General features: G+C 67.8%; 20 protein-coding genes. 9 read left to right on the forward strand and 11 right to left on the reverse strand.

Annotated elements, in window-relative coordinates:
* Nucleotides 1–4: 4 nt before the first annotated feature.
* The 8 genes from MKI84_RS10875 to crcB form a co-directional block, all read right to left on the reverse strand.
* Complete coding sequence (locus MKI84_RS10875; RefSeq protein WP_241619457.1) at nucleotides 5–1,225, reverse strand: NAD(P)/FAD-dependent oxidoreductase; 1,221 nt, start codon at nucleotides 1,223–1,225, stop codon at nucleotides 5–7.
* A gap of 8 nt (nucleotides 1,226–1,233) precedes the next feature.
* Nucleotides 1,234–2,031, reverse strand: coding sequence for an ABC transporter ATP-binding protein (locus MKI84_RS10880; protein WP_241619458.1), 798 nt, complete (start codon nucleotides 2,029–2,031; stop codon nucleotides 1,234–1,236).
* Between the two features lie 13 nt (nucleotides 2,032–2,044).
* Nucleotides 2,045–2,950 (reverse strand): nitrate ABC transporter permease, encoded by a 906-nt coding sequence (gene ntrB / locus MKI84_RS10885; protein ID WP_241619459.1) that lies wholly within the window; start codon nucleotides 2,948–2,950, stop codon nucleotides 2,045–2,047.
* Between the two features lie 23 nt (nucleotides 2,951–2,973).
* On the reverse strand, nucleotides 2,974–4,293 hold the full coding sequence (locus tag MKI84_RS10890; RefSeq protein ID WP_241619460.1) for a CmpA/NrtA family ABC transporter substrate-binding protein: 1,320 nt from the start codon (nucleotides 4,291–4,293) through the stop codon (nucleotides 2,974–2,976).
* Nucleotides 4,294–4,538: 245 nt separating this feature from the next.
* Complete coding sequence (locus MKI84_RS10895) at nucleotides 4,539–5,684, reverse strand: CmpA/NrtA family ABC transporter substrate-binding protein (RefSeq protein ID WP_241619462.1); 1,146 nt, start codon at nucleotides 5,682–5,684, stop codon at nucleotides 4,539–4,541.
* Entirely contained in the window at nucleotides 5,681–6,289 is a 609-nt protein-coding gene (locus MKI84_RS10900; protein ID WP_241619463.1) for an ANTAR domain-containing response regulator, read from the reverse strand. Before MKI84_RS10900 ends, MKI84_RS10895 begins: the two co-directional genes overlap by 4 nt.
* 61 nt (nucleotides 6,290–6,350) lie before the next feature.
* On the reverse strand, nucleotides 6,351–7,148 hold the full coding sequence (locus MKI84_RS10905) for a universal stress protein (RefSeq protein ID WP_241619464.1): 798 nt from the start codon (nucleotides 7,146–7,148) through the stop codon (nucleotides 6,351–6,353).
* Between the two features lie 14 nt (nucleotides 7,149–7,162).
* Complete coding sequence (crcB, locus tag MKI84_RS10910) at nucleotides 7,163–7,570, reverse strand: fluoride efflux transporter CrcB (RefSeq protein WP_241619465.1); 408 nt, start codon at nucleotides 7,568–7,570, stop codon at nucleotides 7,163–7,165.
* Between the two features lie 426 nt (nucleotides 7,571–7,996).
* On the opposite strand from crcB, the gene MKI84_RS10915 reads away from it, so the two are divergent.
* The 8 genes from MKI84_RS10915 to MKI84_RS10950 all read left to right on the forward strand — a co-directional run bounded on the left by MKI84_RS10915 (nucleotide 7,997) and on the right by MKI84_RS10950 (nucleotide 17,623).
* Complete coding sequence (locus MKI84_RS10915) at nucleotides 7,997–9,001, forward strand: aldo/keto reductase (RefSeq protein WP_241619466.1); 1,005 nt, start codon at nucleotides 7,997–7,999, stop codon at nucleotides 8,999–9,001.
* 251 nt (nucleotides 9,002–9,252) lie between these two features.
* The gene (locus tag MKI84_RS10920; RefSeq protein WP_241619467.1) at nucleotides 9,253–9,549 is read left to right on the forward strand and encodes a hypothetical protein; all 297 of its coding nucleotides are present in this window, start codon (nucleotides 9,253–9,255) and stop codon (nucleotides 9,547–9,549) included.
* Nucleotides 9,550–9,602: 53 nt separating this feature from the next.
* Complete coding sequence (locus tag MKI84_RS10925) at nucleotides 9,603–10,856, forward strand: CaiB/BaiF CoA transferase family protein (protein ID WP_241619469.1); 1,254 nt, start codon at nucleotides 9,603–9,605, stop codon at nucleotides 10,854–10,856.
* Nucleotides 10,857–10,926: 70 nt separating this feature from the next.
* On the forward strand, nucleotides 10,927–11,841 hold the full coding sequence (locus tag MKI84_RS10930; RefSeq protein ID WP_241619470.1) for a LysR family transcriptional regulator: 915 nt from the start codon (nucleotides 10,927–10,929) through the stop codon (nucleotides 11,839–11,841).
* Nucleotides 11,842–12,005: 164 nt separating this feature from the next.
* Complete coding sequence (locus MKI84_RS10935) at nucleotides 12,006–12,944, forward strand: DMT family transporter (protein ID WP_241619471.1); 939 nt, start codon at nucleotides 12,006–12,008, stop codon at nucleotides 12,942–12,944.
* A 103-nt stretch (nucleotides 12,945–13,047) separates the two neighbouring features.
* A complete protein-coding gene (locus tag MKI84_RS10940; protein WP_342593628.1) occupies nucleotides 13,048–13,953 on the forward strand; it encodes an FAD binding domain-containing protein in 906 nt (301 codons plus the stop codon).
* Entirely contained in the window at nucleotides 13,950–16,658 is a 2,709-nt protein-coding gene (locus MKI84_RS10945; RefSeq protein WP_241619472.1) for a molybdopterin-dependent oxidoreductase, read from the forward strand. The genes MKI84_RS10940 and MKI84_RS10945 overlap by 4 nt, the downstream gene beginning before the upstream one ends.
* Nucleotides 16,655–17,623, forward strand: coding sequence for an antibiotic biosynthesis monooxygenase (locus tag MKI84_RS10950; RefSeq protein ID WP_241619473.1), 969 nt, complete (start codon nucleotides 16,655–16,657; stop codon nucleotides 17,621–17,623). Before MKI84_RS10945 ends, MKI84_RS10950 begins: the two co-directional genes overlap by 4 nt.
* A 55-nt stretch (nucleotides 17,624–17,678) precedes the next feature.
* Here MKI84_RS10950 and MKI84_RS10955 read toward each other — a convergent pair whose 3' ends face one another.
* Together MKI84_RS10955 and MKI84_RS10960 are read right to left on the reverse strand one after the other, a co-directional pair.
* The gene (locus tag MKI84_RS10955) at nucleotides 17,679–19,751 is read right to left on the reverse strand and encodes an acyltransferase family protein (RefSeq protein WP_342593629.1); all 2,073 of its coding nucleotides are present in this window, start codon (nucleotides 19,749–19,751) and stop codon (nucleotides 17,679–17,681) included.
* 73 nt (nucleotides 19,752–19,824) lie between these two features.
* Complete coding sequence (locus tag MKI84_RS10960) at nucleotides 19,825–21,519, reverse strand: multicopper oxidase family protein (RefSeq protein ID WP_241619476.1); 1,695 nt, start codon at nucleotides 21,517–21,519, stop codon at nucleotides 19,825–19,827.
* A gap of 312 nt (nucleotides 21,520–21,831) precedes the next feature.
* Here MKI84_RS10960 and MKI84_RS10965 point away from each other — a divergent pair, with 312 nt between their 5' ends.
* On the forward strand, nucleotides 21,832–22,719 hold the full coding sequence (locus MKI84_RS10965; RefSeq protein WP_241619477.1) for a transglutaminase family protein: 888 nt from the start codon (nucleotides 21,832–21,834) through the stop codon (nucleotides 22,717–22,719).
* Nucleotides 22,720–22,726: 7 nt separating this feature from the next.
* Here MKI84_RS10965 and MKI84_RS10970 read toward each other — a convergent pair whose 3' ends face one another.
* Entirely contained in the window at nucleotides 22,727–25,426 is a 2,700-nt protein-coding gene (locus MKI84_RS10970) for an HAD-IC family P-type ATPase (RefSeq protein WP_241619478.1), read from the reverse strand.
* Between the last annotated feature and the right edge of the window lie 277 nt (nucleotides 25,427–25,703).

Genomic DNA, 25,703 nt, shown 5'->3' on the forward strand with positions numbered 1-25,703 from the left:
ATTGTCAGGCCGCCTTGCACAGGGCCGGGCCAAAGATCAGGGTGTCGCGGATCGGCTCGATATTCCGTCCGCTCTGGATCAGATCGAAGAAGAAGCCCGCATCGCCGGTGTCGCCGTAGAGCACGGCACCGACGAGCCGGTCCTCGCGCACGACGAGGCGGGCGTAGTGGCCGAGGCGCGGGTCGCGCAGCACGATGTCCTCGCACGCCGGTCCGCCGGTGAAATCACCCGCCGAGAACAGGTCGATGCCCGTCACTTTCAGCCGCGTGGCGGTCGGCGATGGAACATAGCGGGCGGCCTCGCCGACGAGATGGGCCGCGAGCGCGCGCGCCATGTCATAGAGCGGCGCCACGAGCCCATGGCAGAGGCCCCGGTGCTCGGCGCACTCGCCGAGCGCGTAAATGCCGGGAACGCTGCTGCGCAGCGCATCGTCGACGACAATGCCGCGCGCCACGTCCAGACCGGCGGCGCGGGCGAGGTCCACCCGCGGTCGCACGCCGATCGCCATGACGACAAGGTCCGCGGGCAGCCGGCGGCCATCGGCGAGCCGCACGCCGGTGACGTGATCCATGCCCAGAATCGCATCGGTCGTGACGCCCGTGAGTATGGACAGGCCCCGGCTTTCCAGAGCGCCGCGCAACAGGTCCGCGGCCTCGGCATCGAGTTGACGCTCCATCAGATGCGGCATGAGATGCAGCACCGTGACCGCCATACCCTGCCGGGCGAGGCCATAAGCCGCCTCAAGACCCAGCAGTCCCCCGCCGATCACCACCGCCCGCCGGCCTTCGCCGGCCCGGTCGAGCATGGCGGCGACATCCTCGACATTGCGGAAGTTGACGACACCCGGCAGGTCGGCGCCGGGCAATGGCGGGCTGACCGGGCTCGACCCGGTGGCAAGGACGAGGCGGTCATAGCCGAAGATGCGGCCATCGGGGGTCACGACGCGGCGCGGCCCCGGCTCGATCGAGGTCACGGTGGCGCCGGTGTGGAGGATCACGCCATGGCGCGCATACCAGCCGGCCGGGTGAAGGAGGATATCGTCCGGCGCACTGTCGCCCGCCAGCACAGGGGAGAGCAGAATCCGGTTATAGGCGGGGCGCGCCTCGGCCCCGAGAAGGGTGATGGCAAAGCGGCCGGGGGCGCGCTCGACCAGTTCCTCGACCAGGCGGGTGCTGGCCATGCCATGGCCGATGATGAGAAGGCGCTCGGGCGCAGCAGGTGGCATGATCGACCTCACGCCGCCTCGATGAAGCGATGGCGCTCATAGAGGAATTTGAGCACCGCCGCCCGGCAGCGCAGATAACCGGAGTCCGCCACCAGATCGAGACGCCGCCGCGGACGCTCCAGCGGCACGTCGAGAATCTCGCCAATACATGCGGCGGGGCCGTTGGTCATCATCACGATGCGGTCGGAGAGCAGCACGGCCTCGTCGACATCATGGGTGATCATCATCACCGTATTGCCGAGGCTGGCGTGAATCTGCATCACCGAATCCTGAAGATGGGCACGGGTAAGCGCGTCGAGCGCACCGAACGGCTCGTCGAGCAGCAACACTTTCGGTTCCATGGCGAGCGCCCGGGCGATACCGACCCGCTGCTTCATGCCGCCGGAAATCTCCGAAGGTCGTTTGGCGCGGGCATGGCCCATCTGCACCAGTTCGAGATTGTGCAGGGTCCAGTCATGACGTTCGGCGGAGGTCTTGCGGGAGCGGAACACCTTGTCCACCGCGAGCCGGACATTGTCGTAGACGGTCAGCCAGGGCAGCAGCGAATGGTTCTGGAACACCACGGCGCGATCGGGTCCGGGCGCGTTCACCTCGCAATTGTCGAGCAGCACGGCACCCGTGCTCACCTGGGTCAGGCCGGCCACGATGTTCAGCAGGGTGGACTTGCCGCAGCCGGAATGGCCGATGATCGAGATGTACTCGCCACGACCGACCTTCAGGTCGATGCCGGTCAGGACCTGGGTGACGGTCCCGCCGCGCGCATAGGACTTGCCGACCTGTTCGATGGAGAGATAGGCGCTTGCCATGATCGCGTACTCCTCAGGAGGTGGCGGTGCCGCGGGTGACCAGCACCCCGACCAGCGCAACGGAACGATCCAGGAAGAAGCCGACGATCCCGACATAGATCAGCGCCACGATGATGTCGCTGATGAGCGAAGAGTTCCAGGCATCCCAGATGAAGAAGCCAATTCCGACGCCGCCGATCAGCATTTCCGCGGCGACGATGGCAAGCCATGACAAGCCGATGCCGATGCGCAGGCCCGTGAAGATGTATGGAGCGGCGGCCGGGATCATGATCTTGACGGCATATTCCAGCGGATTGAGCTGGAGCACCCGCGCGACGTTTCGGTAATCTTCCGGAATATTGCGGATACCGACAGCCGTGTTGATCACGATCGGCCAGACGGCGGTAATGAAGATGACGAAGATCGCCGAGGGCTCGCCGCTCTTGAACGCCGCCAGCGCCAGCGGCAGCCAGGCGAGCGGCGGCACGGTGCGCAAAACCTGGAACAGAGGGTCGAGGCTGCGCATCGCCCATTGCGACTGGCCGATGAGCGTGCCGATCGCCACACCACCAATGGCGGCCAGCGAGTACCCCAGCAGCACGCGCTGGAGACTGGCGTAGAGGTGCCAGAACAGACCCTTGTCGAGCCCGCCCCGATCATAGAAGGGATCGGTGATCAGCTCCCACGTATCGGCGACGACGCGGGACGGCGGCGGCAGCGCGGCATCCGGCCCCGCGCACAGCAGTTCCCAAACCCCCAGAAGGACGATCAGCGGGATCAGCGGCGGCACCACCGTGCCCGCGACCGCGCGGGCGATGGCGACAGGCCGTGCGCTCCACGGCCTGGGTCGGGGCGCGGTGATCGCCAGCACCTTCGCCTTCGGAAAGGCGGCGACCCTGGGCTCGGCCGGGGAAAGATTGTCTCGGGCGGGCAGGCTCATGGCAGCTCTCCTGCGGCTCGCGCTCACGCGGCGATGCGCTTGATGTCGAGACTGGCGAGATAGTCGCCAGGCTTGCCGGGATCGAAGACCTTGCCGTCGAAGAATGTCTCGACCCCGCGCGACGTGGAGGCAGGAACATCGCTGACGCCGAGTTCGACGGCGGCCTGCTTCCAGAGATCCTGGCGGTTCACCTTGGCGACCATCGCCTTGATATCCGTCTCCGGCGGCAGCTTGCCCCAGCGGATATCTTCCGTGAGGAACCACAGATCGTGGCTCTCGAAAGGATAGGAGGTATGGTCGCGCCAGAACTTCATGACGTGCGGGCTGTTCTGCGCGACCCGGCCATTTCCATAATCGTAATTGCCCTTGATGCGGTCGATTATGTCCTTCCGGGGTACATTGAACCAGGCGCGCTTGCTGATGACGTCGGCCATCTGTTCCTTGTTGGCCATGTCATCGCACCATTGCTGGGCCTCCATCACCGCCAGCAGCAGGGCATGCGCCGCCCTGGGGTTGGCATCCACCCAGTCGGCGCGCATCGCCAGGCTCTTCTCGGGGTGGCGGCTCCACAATTCGGCGGTGTTGCAGGCGGTATAGCCGATGCCCTGATTGACGAGCTGCTCGTTCCATGGCTCGCCGACGCAGAACGCGTCCATGGTCCCGACCTTCATGTTCGCCACCATCTGCGGGGGCGGCACCACGATGGTCTCAACGTCCTTGTCGGGGTCGATCCCGGCCGCGGCGAGCCAATAGCGCAGCCAGAGATCATGCGTGCCGCCCGGAAAGGTCATCGCGACCTTGGCCGGCTGGCCGGCGGCCTTCTTCCGGGCAAACACCTCCTTCAGCGGGGTGGCGTCCACGCCGACCTTGATATCGGCATAGTCCTTGCCGACCGAGATGCCCTGCGCGTCGAGATTGAGCCGGGCGAGGATGTACATCGGCAAGGGAACGTTGTTCTGCGTCACCTTGCCGGCCGAGATGAGGTAGGGCATCGGGGTCAGGATGTGCGCACCGTCAATGCCGGACCCCTGCGAGCCCAGCACGAGATTGTCGCGGGTCGTCCCCCAGCTCGCCTGCTTGCTCACCTCGACATCGGGCATGCCATGTTTGGCGAACAGGCCCATTTCCTTGGCGATGATCAGCGGCGCGGCATCGGTCAGGGCGATATAGCCGAGCACGGCCCGCGTGGTTTCCGGGCCGGCGGCCTCGGCCACACGTACCCCGAACGGGAAGGCGGTCTTTGCCGCGGCAAGCACGGCGGTCGCCGACGCCGCCCGCAAGATGCTCCGCCGGGTGATCCCGCTGCGTGCCGTGATGCCGTTCGATTTCGTGAAACCCGTCATGTCGCTCGCCTCTGGTGCAAACAAAAACGCCGCCGCGCATCCCGGTCGTCATGACCTGGCTCGCAGCGGCGTTGCTTATGGATGCACCCTTCGTTGGGCGCGAAACATGCCGCCCACATCGCGGGGCGGCGGATAATCTTGGTCGAATGGCCCGCTATTGGCGGACCGTGACTTCACCAATAGTTTTGAAGCGGTCTTAACTTTCCGCAAGAATGTTTAATGGGCGACATCTGCCCAACGAATAGTCACACGCTGATTTTTGCGAGATAAGCGGTCAGGTCGCCCGGGTCGAAGGCAGGCCCGGCGAAAGCGCCGATGCCATCGTCCCGCCGCCCGGCTCCTGCCAGGCCCGCGAGGGCCGTGTCATATATTTCAGTGGCGTAGCAGGCCTCCACGGCCATCCGGGCGGCATCATCAAGGCTGGCCTGGCCCCAGCGCACCATCTGCGCATAGAGCCAAAACGCCTGCCGGGCATCCGGCCGCGCCGCCGCACTTTCGAGCACCAGATAGCGCGGATCCTCGCGCACCATGCCTTGGGCGTCGATCCGCAATCGGCCGTCGAGCGATCGCAGGATGAGATCCGCGTCTAGATTGAGCCGTTCGGGCGCGGCCAGCAGATGGGCGAGTTCCACCCGGTTTTCCGGCGTGGCGCACCACGCGGTGGCGCGGATCAGCGCGCGGGTGAGCGCCAGCGTCGCCTCGCGGTTCTCCGTGACGAAGCCGGCTCGCATGGCCAGAACCTTCTCCGGGCAGGTCGCGACGATCTCCGAACCGAAATGCAGGATGCGGCCGATGCCCGCCTCCACGGCCACGCTGGGCCACGGCGCTCCGACGCAGAAGCCATGGACATGCCCGTTCGACAGGGCATCGACCATGTAGGGTGGCGGGAGCACGATGAGGCGAACGTCGCGGTCCGGATCGATGCCGGCGACGGCCATCCAGTAGCGCAGCAGGTAGTTGTGGGTGGAGAACGGGAAGGTCATGCCGAAGACGAGCTGATCCTCCCCCCGCGCGGCGCGCACGGCGAGCAGGCGCTTCAGCGCCGAACCGGAAATGAAGGGATCCGCGAGGTCGCCGCCCTGCGCTTGCTCTTCCAGCGCCCGGAACGTCTCATTGCCCAGAAGGAAGGAGTTGCCGTTCTGGTTCATCGCCACCAGGCTGGCAAGCGGCACCCGCGCATGATCGAGCCCTAGGCTGATGGCGATCGCCAGCGGCGCGAGAATATGGGCGGCTTCGAAATGGCCGAGCGTGAGCTTGTCCCGCACATTGGACCAGGAAACCTCGCGCACGAGTTCGAGCTCCACCCCTTCGGCGGCGGCGAAACCATGATCGGCGGCGGCCACCAGTATCGCGGCATCGACCAGCGGGATGAAGCCGGCGCGGATTCTCATTTCAGCAGCTCCGCCGCCGTGATGACGGACTGGGCGATCTCCGCGACCTTCTTCTGGTCCTTCATCGCCTTGGAGCGCAGCAGGTTATAGGCGTCCTCCTCGTTCATCCCGCGCGCCCGCATCAGGATGCCCTTGGCGCGGTCAATCAGCTTGCGCTCGGCGAGGCTGGTGCGCGCGAGATCGAGCTCGCGTCGCAGGCGTTCGAATTCCTGAAAGCGCGCCACCGCGACATCCAGCACCGCCTTGACGCGCTGGGGTTGAAGACCATCCACCACATAGGCGCTCACCCCCGCGCTCACGGCGGTACGCATGGCATCGGTATCGCTCTGGTCGACGAACATCACGATGGGCCGGGCAACTTCGCGGTTGGCGATGCGCAGCTGTTCGATGGTGTCGCGGTCCGGAAGGTCGAGATCGACGATCAGCACGTCCGGCGCCGCCTGCCTCAGCAGCGGCAGCAAATGGCCGGAGCTGACGGCGGCAATCTGCACCTCCACATCCGGCTCCGCCTGCAAAGCCGCCTGAACGCCCTCGGCCCGCTTGCGATTCTGATCGATCACCAATACGCGCAGCACTATCGAACCCCGTTTGCCCGCCAGCAGCAAATTGCAGGCCAGCCGCCGGATCGAGGCCGGTTCGGTTCATGCGAAATCCGGTCGCGGCGTCTCAATGCGCGAGGAGGAGAGGCAGGTCGGCGACCTGCAGCAGTTCCCGCGTCACGCCGCCAAACAGCCATTCCATCAGTTCCATGTGCCCATAGGCGCCGGCGACCAGAAGATCAGCATCGAGCTGGTCCGCTTCGCGCACAAGCCGGGTCGCCGTCGGCTCGTCCGTCGGCGGAACCTTGAGAAAGTCAGGCGCGATGGTCGCAAGGGGCCACATCGCGGCCGGATCGGCGGTGACATTGCTCCCGCCCTCGATACTGATGGCCGATATGCGGCCCGCCCCGCGCAGCCAGGGTTCCGCCGCTATGATGGCACGGCGCATCGTGTCGTCGTCGATCAGCCCGACGGCGATGTGGGCGAAGTGCGTCCGCGCATTGGCGCGCCAGGTTGGCGGCACGAGTATCACCGGCTTTCCGGTCGCGAAGATCGCGGCGTGCAGTGCGTCCGATGCATCCATATTGGCATCGTGCGGCACCACCATCAGGGCCACGTCCGGCGCGGCCTCCCCGACCACACTGTCGGTTTCGGCGCCGGTGACGGAGCGCCAGAGGACCGGGGCAGCCCCTGGATCGCGCCCGGCCATCCAGCCGTCAAACGCCGCGCGCACCGCTTGGGCACGTTCCTGCGCCGAGCCCTCCCTCAACGCCCGCAATTGCTGGATGCTGACTTCCTCACTGGACGCCATCATATGCCCGGGATCGACGACGACATCGAGCGCCTCGATCGAGGCGCCAGCCAACGCGGACGCTGCCAGCGCAGCGGCGTCGAGCGCCGCGGGAACGCTGGCCGCGCTCGTCATGACTGCCAGTATCCTCATGCTCCCACACTCCTCGACAAGGTGGCGACGGTGCCGGGCAGCATATAGCCGAGAGCGACGGCGGTCAGGCAGAGCGCCAGCGACAACGCAATGTTGATCAGCGCCCGGCCGGGCTCCCCCGCATTCAGCAGCGTCAGGGTCTGCAGGCTGAAGGACGAGAAGGTGGTGAAGCCGCCGCACAGGCCGACCAGCACGAACTGGCGGACTTCAAGCGGCGTCGAGGTTCCGGCGGCACCCTCGAACAGCGCCGCGAACAGGCCGATGACGAACGATCCGCCGATATTGATGAGGATGGTTCCCCAGGGGAGTGAATCGCCCAGCAGCAGGGTGAGCCAGCGGTTTATCCCGAAGCGCAGCACGGAGCCGATGGCGCCGCCGAGCGCGATATATCCGTATGAAAGCATGCCCGCCTCTCCCCGTTTCGCCACGCCACTTCCCGGCGCGGTCGAGGTGGAGAGTTCCACGGGTCCGCTGGCAATCACATTCTACATTGAGTTCGGCCCGCTGAACTAACGTATGTCATGCTCACCCGCTGGTACGGAGTGGGCCTCGACGCCCTTCCGGCGGAATATCGGCAGGGCGGCGCGGGATTTCGGCACGAAACGATCGGGGCAATGGATGCCGGCCCATGTGGCCGGACCGCGCTCGACAGTGCCGACCGATCGGGTAGCGGATGGAAGCAGCCGGCAAGAGGGGCGTTCTTGTCGGGCCCCGGACCGCGTGTTGCGACGATGTCTCACGCGTGATCGATACCGGGCTCGCCGTCGACGCGGATCGGTGTATCGTCCCGCCGGCAGGACGCTCGATCTCGGCGGGCAGGAGAACACGCGATGAAGACACGCACGCTCGGGCAGTGCGGCGCTGGAAAAGGCGGCCTTGAGGTTTCCGCGCTCGGCTTTGGCTGCATGGGGCTCAATCACCATTATACCAGCACGCTGACCCGCGCCGAAAGCGTCGCGCTGGTCCGTCAGGCGGTGGAGCGCGGCGTTACCCTGTTCGACACGGCCGAGGTCTACGGCCCGTTCACCAATGAGGAGATTGTCGGCGAGGCGCTGCGCCCGATCCGCGACCGGGTGATCATCGCCACCAAGTTCGGCTACCGTTTCGAGGACGGCAAGCAGGCCGGGCTCGACAGCCGGCCCGCGCATATCCGCGCGGCAGTCGAAGGCTCGCTGAAGCGGCTCGGCATCGAGACCATCGATCTCCTGTACCAGCACCGCGTCGATCCGCAGGTGCCGATCGAGGAGGTGGCGGGCACGGTCCGCGATCTGATCGCGGAAGGCAAGGTGAGGCATTTCGGCCTGTCGGAGCCCGGGGTCCAGACCGTGCGCCGCGCCCATGCCGTGCAGCCGGTAACCGCGCTGCAGAATGAATATTCGCTGTGGACCCGCGATCCCGAAACCAACGGCATTCTCGATGCCTGCGAGGAACTGGGCATCGGCTTCGTCGCCTTCAGCCCGCTCGGGCGGGGCTTCCTGACTGGCGCGATCAACACCGATACCCGGCTGGGCGAGACAGATGCCCGCCGGAACCTGCCGCGCTTCGCGCCCGAGGCCATCGCCAGCAACCTCGCTCTGGTCGAGCTGCTCAAGCGCATCGCGGCCGGCAAGGAGGCCAGCGCGGGACAGATCGCGCTGGCTTGGCTGCTGTCGCGCCGGAGCTGGATCGTGCCGATCCCCGGCACCACCAAGCTGGCGCGGCTGGAGGAAAATCTCGCGAGCACCGAGATCGCGCTGACCGCCGCCGAAATCGCCGACATCGACGCGGCGCTGGCGACGATCCCGATCGCCGGTGCGCGCTACCCGGAACAGCAGCTCGCCGCCGTCGGCCGCTGACCCGCGAGGACATCCATGACCAAGAAGGACTGGCGCCGCCTGCGCAACATCTCGGCCGGGCTGCTCGCCGCGCTGCTCGCCGCTTTCACCGCCTATATGTGGCTGCGCGCGCGCTGACGCGCGTCTCTCTCCATCGCGGGTCCGCACGAGCACGGATCGGCTGGTTTTTCGTGGAACCGGCCCGGACCGGACGCTAGGATCGCCCGAAACAGGCCGGTGCCGGGACGGCGGCGGCGCGATGGGAGGTTCCGATGAAAGCGCTCCAGAGTTTCAGTCTTCCCATGGCCCTGCTGCTGGCGATGGCGGCCGGCGCGCCGGCACTGGCGCAGGACCTTCCGCCCGGCGGCGGCAATGGCGGCAGCCTTGGCCCCGCGCTTCCCGATCCGAATATCCTGCCGCCGCCCGAGGGCGATCCGATCCCGCCCGCCCCGATGACCGGCGAGACCGTGCCCCCGCCCGGCCCGCCCCCGGAAGGCTCCGCGGCCAGAATCAAGCTGCCCGACTGCGCGCCCCCGAACTGCGGCACGCCGCAGATCATGGCGGAATAGCGCGGGCCGGCCGGCGGGCCTTGCACCCGCCGCGACGAAGCGACAGGCAGGACATGAGCGAGCAGGACAATCCCCCGGCGACCACGCGGGCACTGGCGACGCGGGCACTGGAAGGCGTGCGCGTGCTCGACCTCTCCCGCGTGCTGGCCGGCCCCTGGGCCACGCAGATGCTCGGCGATCTCGGCGCCGACATCATCAAGGTCGAGAAGCCCGGAGCTGGCGACGACACCCGCGGCTGGGGGCCGCCCTGGCTCAAGGACGGCGCGGGACACGACACAAGCGAGAGTGCCTATTTCCTCTGCGCCAACCGCAACAAGCGCTCGGTCACCATCGACATGGCGCGACCGGAGGGGCAGGCGTTGATCCGCCGGCTGGCGTCGGCGAGCGACGTGGTGGTGGAGAATTTCAAGGTCGGCGGGCTGAAGCGCTACGGGCTCGATTATGAAAGCCTCGCCGCGCTCAACCCGCGCCTCATCTATTGCTCGATCACCGGCTTCGGGCAGGACGGGCCGGAGGCCTCCCGCGCCGGCTATGATTTCATGATCCAGGGCATGGCCGGGCTGATGTCGGTCACCGGCGATCCCGACACCGAGCCGCAGAAGATCGGCGTCGCGCTGGTCGACGTCCTCACCGGGCTGCACGCCACCATCGCCATCCTCGCCGCGCTGGAGGCGCGCCACCGCAGCGGGCGCGGGCAGTATATCGATCTCGCTTTGTACGACGTCGCCATGGCCAGCCTCGCCAATCAGGCGCTGAACTATCTGGTCGGCGGCACCGCGCCGCGCCGGCTCGGCAATGCCCATCCCAACATCGTGCCCTATCAAGCGTTCGAGACCGCCGACGGCCATCTCATCCTCGCGGTTGGCAATGATGCGCAGTTCGCCCGGTTCTGCCGCCTCGCGGAACTGGCCGAGACCGCCACCGATCCGCGCTTTTCCACCAATGCCGGCCGCGTCGCCCATCGCGAGGTGCTGATCCCGGTCGTGGCGGCCGCCTTGAGGACGCAGACCACCGCGCAATGGCTCGCCATGCTGGATACTGCCGGCATTCCGGCCGGGCCGATCAACAATGTCGCGCAGGCCTTTGCCGAGCCGCAGGCGCTGGCGCGCGGCCTCGCGCTCGCCCTGCCCCACGCCAGCGGCGGCCTCGCCCTCGGCGTGCGCAGCCCGTTGCGGCTCAGCGAAAGCCCGATGGACGAGGCGAACGCGCCTCCCCTGCTCGGCCAGCATACGGACGAGGTGCTGGGCGCGCTGCTCGGCCTGGGCGAACCGGAGCGCAACCGGCTCCGCGCCGACGGGGTCATCTGAGCGCGGCCCTTCCATATTGGCAGGGAATATGATCCTTTTTCCAAAATTGGCGCCCTGATGGAAGGTATCCGTGGAACGCCTCGATTGCGATCGCATGTTCGTGGCGGTGCTGGATGGCGGCAGCTTCGCCAGCGCCGCGCAGCGGCTCGGCACCAGCAGCGGGCAAGCCTCCAAGCTGGTGTCGCGGCTGGAGGCCGAGCTGGGCGTCCAGCTCCTCAAGCGTACCACGCGTGCCCTGTCGCCGACCGAGGTCGGCCTCGCCTATTATGAGCGCATCAAACCGCTGCTCGATGAGTTCGACGCGCTGGACGCTTCGGTGCGCAATGCCTCGGGCGCCCCCGCCGGCCGGCTGCGACTGACCGCGCCGATGTCGTTCGGGACCCTCCAACTCACCCCGGCTTTGCTCGATTTCGCCCGCGCCTTCCCGGATATCCAGCTCGATGTCAGCTTCTCCGACCGCATGGTCAATCTGGTCGACGAGGGGTTCGACGCCGCCATTCGGGTTGGCAGCCCCGGCGATAGCAGCCTGATCGCGCGGCGGCTCTGCGACATGCGCCTCGTGCTGGTCGCCGCCGACACCTATCTGGAGCGGCGCGGCACTCCCGCAGGGCCGGACGAACTGGCCGATCATGACTGCATCCTCGACACCAATCTGCGCGACCTGCCGAACTGGCCGTTCCGTTTGCCTGGACAGGCGGCGCCGGTGACCGTGGCGGTGTCGGGCCGGCTGCGCTTTTCCTCGGGCGAGGCATGCCTCGCGGCGGCGGAAGTCGGGCTCGGGATCGCCTATCTGCCAAGCTTCATCGCCGGGCCGAGCCTGCGCGCGGGCAAGGTGCGGCTATTGCTGCCCGAGCTGGAAGGGCCGCCGCACGGGCTTTACGCGCTCTATCCGCCGAGCCGGCATCTAGCGCTGAAAGTGCGGGTGCTGGTCGATTTCCTCGCCAGCTGCTATCGCGGCGCACCGGCATGGGACCAGGGCTGGTAACGGAGGGTAGCGGACGGAACACCGCCGTGCGGCCACGCGGACACAGGCCCGCATGGAACGTTTCACCTTCCCCGAAGGCACGGATTGCCCATCCGCTTCCGGCAGGCTAGGAGCCGGTTCCGCTGGCGCGCCCCCGCCGCCGGCCGACAGGAACGACCCGCGTCATGGCGACCGAAACGGCGGAGCACGCAGCGCCCGCTCCCATCCCGCTTTCCGCCTATGGCCATCTGCTCACCATCTATCTTGTGTGGGGCGGCGGCTATCTGGCGGTGAAGGTCGCGCTGTCCGGGCCGGCCGCGCTTACCGTGTTCCAGCTCCAGAGCGCACGCATGTGGTGCGCGACGCTGCTGCTCGCAGGCCTCGCCGCGTTCCGCCACGGCTGGCCGGGCCGGCCGGCGCCGCGCGATCTGCTGGTGTGCGCCGCGAGCGGGCTGCTGATGTGGGTCGCCGGCAACGGGCTGGCGACGCTTGCCTCGCGACATGCCGCCTCCAGCTTCATCGTCATGGCGATGGGCGCGATCCCGCTGTGGAGCTGCGTGCTCGACCTGCTGATTGAACGGGCGATCCCCGGTCCGCGGCTGGTCTTCGGGCTGGTGCTGGGCCTGTTCGGCCTGTTCCTCGTGGTGGCGCCGGCCCTGTTCAACAGCGCCACCGCGATCATCGAGCCGGGCTTTGCCGAATTCACCGTGCTGGTGCTGATCGGCGCCGGCACCAGCTGGTCGCTCGGCACCATCGTGCAGCGCCCGCTGGCCGGGCGGATGAAATCCGAATGGGCCGCGACCTTCCAGATGCTCGCCGCATCGCTGGCGCTCACGGTGCTGGTCACCGGCGAGGCCGCGCCGCTGCCGGAGATGCCGGGCCTGCGGCAATGGCTGGCCATCGGCTTCCTCATCGTGTTCGCCTCGGTGATCGGGCTGACCTCCTATCTGCGGGTGCTGCGGGTGTTCAGCCCGGTGATCGCCACCACCTTCGCCTACGTGAACCCGATCGTCGGCGTGCTGGCGGGTTGGGCGATCCTGGGCGAGGAGCCGGCGCCATTGTCGCTGGTCGGGCTGGTCATCGTGCTGGCGAGCATCGCCATCGTGCTGTCGCGACGGCGCTGAACGCGCGAAGATTTTTAACGCTCCAATCTAGGCAACACGGGGCAAGCCGCCCTAATCTCCCCGACTAAGGGCGTAGGGAGACGGGACGGCGAGCCAAGGCTGGATGAATCGCGCCTCCCGCGTGACACTCGCCGCCGCGCTCGCCGCGACCGACATGCCCGGTCGCGAGGGGGGCGGCATGGACCAGCATACGGTATGTTCAGTGCTCGCGCCGGCAGCGCCGGCGGAGATTTCCAGCTGGCCGCCCGGCCATGCCTGGCTCGCCGGGGGAACCTGGCTGATGTCGGAGCCGCAGATCGGCGTCGACACCTTCGTCGATCTCAACGCCTTCGCGTGGCCTGATCTGATCTCCAGCGAGGCCGGCCTCGACATCGCGGCCACCTGCCCGATCGGCGTGCTCGGCGATTTCAAGGCCCCTCCCGGCTGGACCGCCGCCCCGCTGCTGCGGGGCTGCGTCCATGCGCTGCTGATGTCGTTCAAGGTCGCCCATGTCGCCACTGTCGGCGGCAATATCTGCATGTCGCTACCCGCCGGGGCGATGGTCTCGCTGACCGTGGCGCTTGAGGCGCGCTACACGCTGTGGCCGCGCGGCGGCGAGGCACGCACCGTGCTCGCGCGGGATTTCGTGACCGGCAACCATGCCAACGTGCTGGCGCCGGGCGAATTGCTGCGCGCGATCCATATCCCCGCCGCGGCGCTGGAGCGACGCGCCGCGATGCGCCGGGCCTCGCTCACCAAGCTCGGCCGCTCGGCGGCCCTGATCATCGGCACCGCGGGCGCGTCGGGCGACCTCTTGCTGACCATCACCGCCGCCACGCCGCGCCCGGTGCAACTCGCCTTCGCGGCTCCGCCCACGGCACGGGAGCTGCGCGAGGCCATCGCCGCGGCGGTGCCGGAGGATGGCTGGTTCGACGACGTCAACGGCACGCCGGCCTATAAGCGGCACCTCACCACTCATTTCGCGGAAGAGATCCGCGCGGAACTCGCGGGGGCGGGGAGCCTGTCATGAGCTTCACCATTGACGGGCGGGTCGTCACCGCCGAGCCGAAGCCGGGCCAGTGCCTGCGCACCTTCCTGCGCGAGACCGGGGTGTTCGGCGTGAAGAAGGGCTGCGACGCCGGCGATTGCGGCGCCTGCACCGTGTGGCTCGACGGCAAGCCGATCCATTCCTGCCTGATGCCCGCCTTCCGCGCCAAGGGCCGGGAGGTCACCACCATCCAGGGCCTCTCCGATGGCGACGGCCTGCACCCGGTGCAGCAGGCGTTCCACGAGGCGCAGGCGTTTCAGTGCGGCTTCTGCGCCGCCGGCATGATCATGACCGTCGCCGCGCTGGACGAGGAACAGCGCGCCGACCTGCCGCGCTACCTCAAGGGCAATCTGTGCCGCTGCACCGGCTACCGCGCCATCGAGGACGCGGTGCACGGCCGGCGCTCGACGCAGGATGACGTGGCGGGGGAAGCCTGCGGGGCGAGCCTCGCCAACCCGTTCAGCATGGGCATCGTCACCGGCCACGCGCATTACACGATGGATGTCGCGGTCGAGAACCTGCTGCACCTGAAAGTGCTGCGCTCGCCCCACGCCCATGCCCGCATCCTGTCGATCCGCCGCGACAAGGCGCTGGCGATTCCCGGTGTGGTCGAGGTGTTCACCTTCGAGGACGTTCCGCGCAAGCTGTACAGCACCGCGACCCATGAGGATCATCTGGTCGACCCGGACGACACCTACATCCTCGACAATGTGGCCCGCTTCGTCGGCCAGCGCATCGCCGCCGTGGTCGCCGAGAGTGAGGCCGCCGCCGAGGCCGGCTGCCTGGCGCTGGAGGTCGAGTACGAGATATTGCCCGCCGTGTTCGATCCGGTCGCGGCCATGGCCGACGATGCGCCGATCCTTCACGACAAGGGCACCGAGGCCAGGGGCAACATCTACGTCACCATCAAGGGCGAGGTCGGTTCGGTCGAGCGCGGCTTCGAACAGGCCGACATGGTGCACGAGCACACCTACGCCACCTCGCGCGTCCAGCACGCGCATCTGGAGACCCACGGCTCCATCGCCTGGCGCGGCGAGGACGGGCGGCTGCATGTGCGCACCTCGACGCAGGCGCCGTTCATCACCCACAAGAAGCTGTGCTACCTGTTCGGCATCTTTCCCCACGATCTCCATGTCTTCACCGAGCGTGTCGGCGGCGGCTTCGGCGGCAAGCAGGAGATGATCTCCGAGGATCTGTGCCTGCTGGCCACGATGAAGCTGGGCCGGCCGGTGAAATGGGAATTCACCCGCGAGGAGCAGTTCATCGGCGCCACGACGCGCCACCAGATGACCACCCGCGTGAAGCTCGGCGCCAAGGCCGACGGCACGCTCACCGCGCTGGAAATCCATGTGGTGTCCAACACCGGCGCCTATGGCGGCCATGGCGGAGAGACGCTGGGCGCCGCGCTCGGCTCGCCGCCCGCCGCCTATCGCTGCCGCAACAAGAAGGCGGTGGGCCACGCGGTCTACACCAACATGGTGCCCGGCGGCGGCTTTCGCGGTTATGGCGCCTCGCAGACCAGCTTCGCCATCGAATGCGCCATCGACGACCTCGCGGCCAAGCTCGGCATCGACCCGTTCACCATGCGCCGCAGGAACATGATCGGCCCTGACGACGTGATCGAATCGGTGTGGAGCGACCCGACCGATGTCGCGTTCGGCAGCTATGGGCTCGACCAGTGCCTCGACATGGTGGAGCGCGAGCTGGCGGGCGACGGGGGATTGGAGAAGCCCGCGGGCGACGACTGGCTGGAAGGCACCGGCATCGCCTTCTCCATGCTGGAATCCGGCCCGCCCACCGAGCACCGCTCCGGCGGGCAGATGAGCCTGCGGCCGGACGGCTCCTATCATCTGGCCATCGGCTCCACCGAGATGGGCAACGGCTCGGTAACGTCACACCGCCAGATCGCCGCCGCGCTGCTCGGCACGCGGGCTTCGAAAATCGCCATCATCAATGCCGACACCGACCTCACGCCCTACGACACCGGCACCTTCGCCTCCACCGGCACCGTGGTCGCCGGGCAGGCGGTGGAGCTGACCGCGCGGGCGCTGCGGGCGAGCATCCTCGCCTATGCCGCGCGGCGCACCCACACCGCGCCGGACGACTGGACGCTGACCGACGGCGCGGTCGAGAGCGGCAATACGCGGATCGAGCTGACCGAGCTCTACCGGCTCGGCACGTTGGCCGGCCACCGCTTCGAAGCCAAGCGCAAGGCCTATCTTTCTCCGCGCACCGTCGCCTTCAACGTGCAGGGCATCCGCCTCGCGGTACATCGCATCACCGGCGAGATCCGTATCCTGCACAGCGTGCATGCGGCCGATATCGGCCGGCTGATCAACCCGCTGCAATGCCGTGGGCAGATCGAGGGCGCGGTGGCGATGGGGCTGGGCTGGGCGCTGACCGAGCACATGGTCCATGACGCGAACGGGCGGATGCTCAACCCGGCGCTGCGCAACTACCACATCCCCGCCTTCGCCGACATTCCGCGCACCACGCTGCTGTTCGCCGACACCTACGACACGATCGGCCCGCTCGGCGCCAAGGCGCAGGGCGAATGCGCGATCAACTGCGTCGCGCCCGCCGTGTCGAACGCGCTGCGCGATGCCACCGGCATCCGCTTCGACAGCCTGCCCTTCGCGCCGGACCGGGTGTTCGACAAGTTTCCCGCGCCGGAACCCGCATTGTGACGGAGCCCGGGGACCGTGCGGCGGGGGACGGCGCCGTCACCATCGTCACCCAGACCCGCGTGCTGCCGGGTCGCGAGGCGGAGTTTTCGCTCTGGCAGAAGGAGACCGGCGCCGTCGTGGCCGGCTTTCCCGGCTTCATCGAACAGTCGGTAAACCCGCCCGCCCCGCCGGCGCAGGTCGACTGGGTGATCCTGCAGCGCTTCACCACCACGCAGGCGGCGACGGCCTGGCTGAACTCGCGGGAGCGGCTCGCCCGCGTCGCCGGCATCCAGCCCGCGCTCTCGGGCAGCGACGACGTGCATCTGGTGCGCGACGGCGCGGCGGGCGTGCTGCCCTCCCCGGTCTCGGCGGTGATCTCCACCCGGGTCAAGCCGGGACAGGAGGCGGCCTATCGCGCCTGGGAGCAGCGTATCGCGGCAGCGCAGAGCCGGGCGCCGGGCTTTCAGGGCTACCGCTTCGAGCCGCCGATCCCGGGCGTGCAAGAGGATTGGCTGTCGATCCTGCGCTTCGACACCGAGGAGCACCTCCAGGGGTGGTTCGCCTCGCCGGAACGGCTCGCCCTCCTGAAGGAGGCCGACGCCTTCACCGAGGAATTCCACGCCCGCGTGGTGCGCACCGGCTTCGAGCAATGGTTCCCCTCGCCGATCGGCAGTCCCTGCACCTCGCCTCCCGCGTGGAAGCAGAACATGCTGGTGGTGCTGATGCTCTATCCGGTGGTGTTCCTGTTCGGCCTCGCCATTGGCGGGCCGGTGCTCTCAGACTGGGCTCAGATGCCCTTCGCCGCGGCACTCTTCATCGGCAATGTCGCGAGCGTGCTGATCCTGTCGAAGCTCGTGCCCTGGGTCAGCCGGCGCTTTTCCTGGTGGCTGCGCCCGGGCGAGACGCGCGCCTGGGTCCACCCCGCCGGCGCCGCGCTGGTGGTCGCGCTCTATGGGGCGATGATCGCGCTGTTCCTGTGGCTGTGAACGCCTGATCGCCCCGCCCCGTTCCCGATCCGGAGGGAGCGGGAACGGGCGACGATCATTGCGGCGGTGGCGACCCGGCCGCCGCCGAGACCGTGCCGGAGAGCGTTTGCAGCAGCGGAGCCGACAGGTGGCGCGCCGCGGTCAGGCTGATGTGGTTCTCGTTAAAGTAGAGCACGCCCACCGCAGGCCTGTAGACCCGGCACAAGGCGCCGTCACAGAACAGCGCGGCGGGATCGAAGATCCTGGCGCCGTAGCGCGCGGCGAGGTCGGTGAGGAAGGTCCGGGTGTCGGCGACCGACGCGTCGAACTCGGCCTGTCGGACACCGATTGTCGAGGGATCGCCGCCGCGCTCCTGCACGCTGCCGAGCACACTCGGCACGTCGAAGTCGTAGACCGGAATGGGCAGGACGATCACGACATTCTTGCCGGCCTTGCGCAGATCGCGCACCACGTCCTCGAAGCCGGTATCGAAGCCCTTTTCCTTGCGCAGCACCTGATAATAGGCGACCAGAACCACCGTGCGGACGTTGCGGTCGGCGACGAGGGCGGTCAATGTCCGGGCATTGTGAGCCTGGCAGCTCGGCCGCCCGGCACGCGCGGTGTTGAGCGCCGGCGGACAGGCCGAGGCGGTGATCTGCATCACCTTGTGCCCGGCGGCAGGTGCGATCTCGCCGAGCGCATAGGCGAGTTCCGCGCCGTGACTGTCGCCCCACACCACGACATCAGCGGCGACGCCCTCGGCGCCGAACACGCAGTTGCGGTCATAAGGGATGTTGGCTTCCGTGCCGTTGTGACACTGGGCGCGCCTGGGATTGGCATCGTCCGTCGCCGCGAACAGCGCGCGCGCCTCCGGCGAGAAGCGCATCGGTAGTCCGTTCAGCGCATGGCCGGCGATACCGACGGCGCAGAAGGCCGCGATCATGCCGGTTCCCACCGTGAGATAAGGTAGCCGGGGATAGCCCGGGCGGATGAACGGGACCTCCACCCAACGATAGCTGGCCGCGCTGATGAGGATGGCCGCGACCACGCTGAGGCTCGCGACCCACGGCTCCAGCTCCAGCCCCAGCACGGCGCGCGGAAAGGCGAGCAGCGGCCAGTGCCAGAGATAGAGCGAATAGGACAGGTTGCCGAAGAACTGGCACGGCCCGGTCGACAGAACGCGCCCGACCAGCGTACTGGTGCTGGTGCCCCCGACGAACAGCACCAGTGCCGTCCCCAGGCAAGGAACGGCGGCGGCGATGCCGGGGAAGGCGGTCTTGTTCGAATAGACCACCATCGGCACGATCATCAGCGCCAGCCCGAGAGCGGCGAGCGCCTCCATCGCCTTCGGCCAGGCCGTGAGGCGGAAGCGCGGCACCATCAGCGACACCGTGGCGCCGATCAGCAGTTCAAAGGCGCGCGCCGGCGTGAAGAAATAGCCCCATTCCGGGCGCAGGCGCACGATCGCCTCCGACAGGATCAGGCACAGGATGGTCAGCAGAACCATCGACCCGAGCGCGCCGCGCCGGAAATACCGGAACAGGAAGAACATGAAGATGGGGAACAGGATGTAGAACTGTTCCTCCACCGAGAGCGACCAGGTGTGGAGCAGGGGCTTGGCATCCGAGGCGCCGTCGAAATAGCCCGTCGTCTTCATGAAATAGACGTTGGAGACGAAAAGCATCGTCGCCACGACCGACTGGCTCAGGCCGCGAAGCTGCTGCGGGTCGAAGAAGATGTATCCGGCAACGATGCACGCCGCGAGGACCAACGCCATGGCGGGAAACAGCCGCCGGATGCGCCGCCGGTAGAACTCCTTCAGGGAAAACCGCTGGAGCTCGATATCCTTGGTAATCGAATTGGTGATGAGATAGCCGGAGATGACGAAGAAGATGTCGACGCCGACAAATCCGCCCGTCAACAGGCTGGGAAAGGCATGAAAAATGACCACAGAAAGCACCGCGAGCGCGCGGATTCCCTGAATGTCATACCTGAACTCGCCAAAACGGACCCCTGAGGCAAAACGGCGCTTGGAACTGGCTATGCAAGATGAATGCTGAAAATGAATGGGCGCTATGAATTCGTCGGTTCGTGAAACGTACAAATCGAGCCCGTGAGGCTCCGAGCCCAAGCGGCTCGCCGTCATCATGCACGGTGGGGTCCGGGGTGTTCAAGTAACCTGATCGCCCTCATGCGGGAAGCCGCTCTTTCGGCCTGCGCCGCTATGACACCTCGATGAGTTGCATCATGCCCATCTCCTCATGGTTCATCATGTGACAGTGGAGCACGTAGCGGCCGGGAAAATCGGTGAAGCGCGAGCGGAATGTCAGGCTGCCGTTGCGCGGCAGCACCACCGTGTCGAGCCAGACCGGGGGGATGGGATCGCCATTCACCTTGATCAGTTCGAACGGGTTCACATGGATGTGGAAGATGTGGTCGTGGAAATGGGCGTTGACCAGCGTCCATTCCTCCACCGCGCCGAGCGTGATGGCATGATCGACGCGGTTGATGTCGAACACCTTGCCGTCGATCAGGAAGGTGAATTCGCGCCAGTGCGCCGCGGCTTCCGCCTCCGGCACCACCGCGGAGAACACCAGCTCGCGGCGGTTGGTGATCTCCTCATCGCGAATGGTCGGCAGCGGCGGCGGGGCGAGCCGGCCGGGCAGCGCCATGTCCAGCGGCTCACCCTCCACCATCAGCGTGGCGATCGGGCCGAAGGGCGAGGGGTAGCCCTGATTATAGGGCAGCGCCTGCAGCGCATAGCTTCCCGGCGCGCCGGCCTTTACCAGCACGTCGATTCGTTGACCGGGCGCGATCAGCACGGCGTCGGTGCGCTCGGGCTGGTCGGTGCAGACCTGTCCCTCGCCCATCAGCACGAGCCCGATGCCGTCACGGGCGATGGCCTCCATACGATGGCCGGCGAGGTGGAGGAACAGATCGTCCTGATAGCCGGCATGGACGAGGCGCCAGCGCTGCACCTCGCCGGGGCGCATGGTGATGGTGGGCGCGCGCTGCCCATTGAGCGACAGGAAGCGCACTGAGGTTTCGGAGAACAGCGCTTCGAAGCCCTCGACCATGCCGAAACCGTCGAACACCACTTCGCCCAGCACCATGGTCACGTCCTTCGCGGCCACCACCTCCGGCACCTGCTCGGGACCATCCTCGATGATCAGCACCCCGACCATGCCGCTGGACAGCTGCACATCGGCCGAGCCGTGATGATGGGGGTGATACCAGTAGGTGCCGCGCGGGTGATCCTGCGGAATGCGGATCTCGACCTCGTACCGCGACCCCGGCACCATGGTGCGCAGCACGTTGTCGGACACGCCCGCCGGGCTGACGTGGCCACCGTGGAAATGGAAATTGGTCAGGTTCAGCATATGCGGCTGGTTCATGAAGGCCGGCATCTGCTCGCGATTCGGCGGCAGGTCGTTGATCAGGGTAAGGCGCAGCACGTCGCCGGGCTGAACACGTAATGTCGGGCCCGGCATCTGGCCCTCATAGCCGCGCAGATAGAGCCGATAGCCGCCAATGTCGCGATAGCCATAGGCCGCGCGCAGCGTGGTGGCGAGCACGCCATCGACGGAACGCCGAACCTCCGGCTCGCGCAACCGCTCGCCCGGGGTGAACGGGATGCGCAGCGGCGATCCCGCCCCGAGATCAGCCTCGAAGGACGGCCCGGCACTGCGAGGCGCGCCCGCCCCGGCCGGTGCATGGTTCATGGCCGGCGGGACTGTCGGCGCCGCCTTGGCCGGGAGTGAGGCGAGCGGTGCGACCAGAGGCACCGCCAGCCCGGCCAGCCCCGGCACCGCGACGCCGGCAAGGCCCGCAATCAGTATGTCGCGACGCGACGCACCCGCCACCGGCTGCCCACTCGCCACCGTCTCGTTCGCGTGCCCGCGATCCGCCTTGTCCATCCGCCCCTCCCCATCGGCAGTCGCCGATCCGCTCACACCATATGCCGGGAACCGGCGGGCGCGGAAGTTCATCCGCAGCAACAAGGCGACAGGATCTTGGGAGGACCGAAAATTCCCTAACGTTATGGACAGGAACAGCGGCATAAGCCCAGTCGAACTTCTTCACGCTGAACTTGCGTTCCGCTGCAATGTCGCCGCAGCGACGGATCGGGGCACCCGGCACCAGCCGCATGGCGTCCGCTTGACGCCCATGCTACGCCGCGTGCCGGACGAGGCCGGCTGCGGCGGGCCTGTCGGGCACCCGAGGACCAGATGGCGCGCATCAACATCACCCACACGACGGAATACCGTTACCGCAACCCGGTGGGCCTGACGCGTCATTCCATGATGCTGCGCCCCGACGACAGCCATGATCTGCGCCTGCACCACGCGGTTCTGAAGATCGACCCGGAACCTTCCACGATCCGCTGGACCCATGACGTTTTCAACAACGCCATCTGCGTCGCCGAATGGCCGCAGACCCTGCGCACCAACCGGCTGCGCATCGTCTCGACGCTCGACCTCACTCACCACCCGGAAGGCCCGAGCCTGCCGGCCTACAGCCTCGACCCGGCGGCCGAATTCCTGCCCTTTTCCTATTCCGCGCAGGAAATCGCGGATCTCGCCCGCCTCGCCGAACGCCAGCTTCCCGACCCCGAACGCACGGTGGACACCTGGGCGCGGCGCTTCATCGCGGGGCCGGGTCCGGTCCGCACGCTGGACGCCATCAACGCCATGAGCCGCGCCATCAAGGCAGAGCTGGCCTATGGCGCCCGCTACGAGGAGGGAACGCAGAGCGCGGCGCAGACGCTCGCGCTCGGAACCGGCACCTGCCGTGACTTCGCGGTGCTGATGATGGAGGCGGTGCGCAGCCTCGGCCTCGCCGCGCGCTTCGTCACCGGCTATCTGTATGATGACACCAGCGGCACCACGCGGGGCGGCGGCGCCACCCATGCCTGGTGCTCGATCTACCTGCCCGGCGCGGGCTGGGTGGAATATGACCCGACCAACGGGCTGATGGCCGGCAACAACCTGATCCGCGTCGGCGTCACCCGCTCGGCCGAACAGGCCATCCCGGTCGCGGGTGGCTATTTCGGCGACGCGAACGACTTCGAGAACCTGTTCGTCGACGTCTCGGTCAGCGCGGTCCCGCTCCGCTGAAACCGGCTCATATCTCGTTGTCGTCGAAGATCTTAAGCCGACGAAGGATCACCTTCTCTCCTTCCAGAAGCACCATCAGCGTCACGCCGACCGCGACGATCAGCACGCCGTCGGCGAGCGGCACCGGGCGCGTGTCGAAAATCTCCTGCATCGCCGGCAGATAGGTGAAGGCGAGTTGCGCCACCACCACGGTCACCAGCGCGGCAATCACCGCGCGGGTGCCGAGCACGCCGCGCCAGGTGATCGAGGCCATGTGCAGGAAGCGGACGTTGAACAGGTAGAAGATTTCCATCACCACCAGCGTGTTCACCACGATGGTGCGGGCCAGCTCCACCGAATGGCCGCGCGCCAGCGCGAACTCGAACATGGCCAGCGAGGCCGCCAGGAACAGCAGCGAGACCAGCACGATCCGCCACAGCATGAAGCGCGACAGCAGCCCGGCCTGCGCCGCGCGTGGCGCGCGCGTCATCACCCCCGGCTCCGTCGGCTCGAAGGCGAGCGCGAGGCCGAGCGTGATCGAGAGGATGAGGTTGATCCAGAGGATCTGCGCCGGCGACATCGGCATGGTCGACCCGGCGATGATGGCCACAATCACCGCCATCACCTCACCGCCATTGGTCGGCAGCGTCCAGGCGATCATCTTGCGGATATTATCGTAGACGGTGCGCCCCTCCTTCACGGCCGCGACGATGGCGGCGAAATTGTCGTCGAGCAGCACCACCTCGGCGGCCTCCTTCGCCGCCTCCGTGCCCTTGCGACCCATGGCGATGCCGACATCGGCCTGGCGCAGCGAGGGCGCGTCATTCACCCCGTCCCCGGTCATCGCCACCACCGCGCCGGTGGACTGCAGCGCGCGCACGATGCGCAGCTTGTGCTCCGGGCTGGTGCGCGCGAACACGGCCGTCCGCTGCGCGAGCCCGACCAGCGCGTCGTCATCCAGCGCGTCGATTTCCGCCCCCGTCACCGCCACCGGGTCCTCATCGATGCCGAGCTGGCGGGCGATGGCCTGCGCCGTGGCGCCGTGGTCGCCGGTGATCATCTTCACGCCGATGCCGGCCGTGCGGCATTCCGCGATCGCCGCCACCGCCTCGGCGCGCGGCGGATCGATGAAGCCGGCGAGGCCCATCAGTTCCAGCCCGTCGTCCAGGTCGGCGAAGGTGAGGCGCTCCGGCGCGACGTCCAGATGCTTGCGCGCGAAGCCGAGCACGCGCTCGCCCCGCGCCGCCGCCTGTCCGATATAGCCGGCCCACGGACCGTCTCCAGCGCCGCACATCTCGATGACACGCTCCGGGGCGCCCTTCACCAGCACAACCGCGCCACCTTCGGGGTCGCGGTTGAGGCTCGCCATGAAGCGATAGCTGGCATCGAACGGAATCTCGTCGAGCCGGGCGAAGGCGGCGCGCTCCTCGGCCTCATCCAGCCCGGCCTTGCGAGCGAGTGCCACCAGCGCGCCCTCCATCGGATCGCCCTCGACGCGCCAGTGCCCGTCGTGACGGACCAGATGGGCGTCGTTGCACAACACGCCCGCGCGGGCGAGCGCCGTCACCTCGTCCGCCAGCGCGCCGGCCGGGGCGACATCGCCCGCGGTAAGGGCGCCCTCGGGCTCATAGCCCGCGCCGGCCGCCTCGACCTCGCCGCTGGCGACGAACAGCCGGCGCACCGTCATCTCGTTGCGGGTCAGCGTGCCGGTCTTGTCGGAGCAGATCACCGAGGTCGCGCCCAGCGTCTCCACCGCCGGCAGGCGGCGGATGACGGCGTTCCGCAGCGCCATGCGCCGCACGCCGATGGCGAGCGTGATGGTGATCACCGCCGGCAGACCCTCCGGCACCGCGCCCACCGCCAGCGCCACCACCGCGATCAGCGCATCGGCCCACCCATAGCCGCGCACCAGCACGGCGAAGGCAAAGAGCGCCGCCGCGCTGCTGATGGCCACCCAGGTGAAGCGGCGCGCGAAGGCGTCGATCTGGCGCAGCAGCGGCGTCGCCAGCGGCTCGACCCCGGCCAGCAGCCGCCCGATGCGCCCGATCTCGGTGTGCAGGCCGGTCGAGACCACGATGCCGGCGCCCTGACCGGCCGCAACCGTGGTGCCGGAATAGGCCATGGAATGGCGATCGCCCAGCGGCGCGTCTTTGTGCGCGGGCCCCTCGTGCTTGGAAGCGGCCAGCGATTCACCAGTGAGGATGGATTCGTCGATCAACATGCCGCGCGCCCGCACCAGACGGGTATCGGCCGGCACCTTGTCGCCCGCCTCCAGCAGCACGAAGTCGCCCGGCACCAGTTCGTGGGCGTCGACGCTGATGCGGGTGGCGCCGCGAATGAGAGTGGCGCGCGGAGTGATCATGTTGCGGATCGCGGCCAGCGCCTCCTCCGCCTTGCCCTCCTGCAGGAATCCGACGATGGCGTTGACCAGCACCACCGCGAAGATCACGCCGGCATCGACAAAATGTCCCAGCGCGAGCGCGGCCACGGCGCCGGCGAGCAGGAAATAGATCAGCGCGCTGTTGAATTGCGCCAGGAAGCGCAGCAGCGGGTGGCGGCGCGGCGCCTCCGGCAGCCGGTTCGGACCATGAGCGGCCAGCCGGGCCTGCGCCTCCGCGGGCGACAGCCCCTCGCGCGAGACGGCGAAATGGCTCGCCACGTCGTCGGCGTGCAGGGCGTGCCAGTCGAGATCGAGGCGGAAGGGCGGCGTGCGCGCGGCATCGGTCATGGGCGGGGCGGGCGCTCATCTCTGGAAAGGGCGACGCCACCAATCTAGGGCTCTCCCGCCCGGTCGCCTTCCGGGATTTCCCTTACGTCTGATCGCATAAGTCCTTGTTGCTGAAAGAAAAAGAGGGGCCGGCACGGACCGGCCCCAGTTTGGGGATCGAAGAAACACCCGACCACGCACCGACAGGGCGAGGGGAAAGCCGATCGCGGCCTCGTGGCGGGAGTCTTGAGACCGACGCACCTCCCGGCTACCCCGGACACCAAGGACCGGAGAGCCG

Origin of the sequence: Ancylobacter gelatini, from assembly GCF_022601675.1 — a bacterium.
GTDB classification, from domain to species: Bacteria; Pseudomonadota; Alphaproteobacteria; order Rhizobiales; family Xanthobacteraceae; genus Ancylobacter; species Ancylobacter gelatini.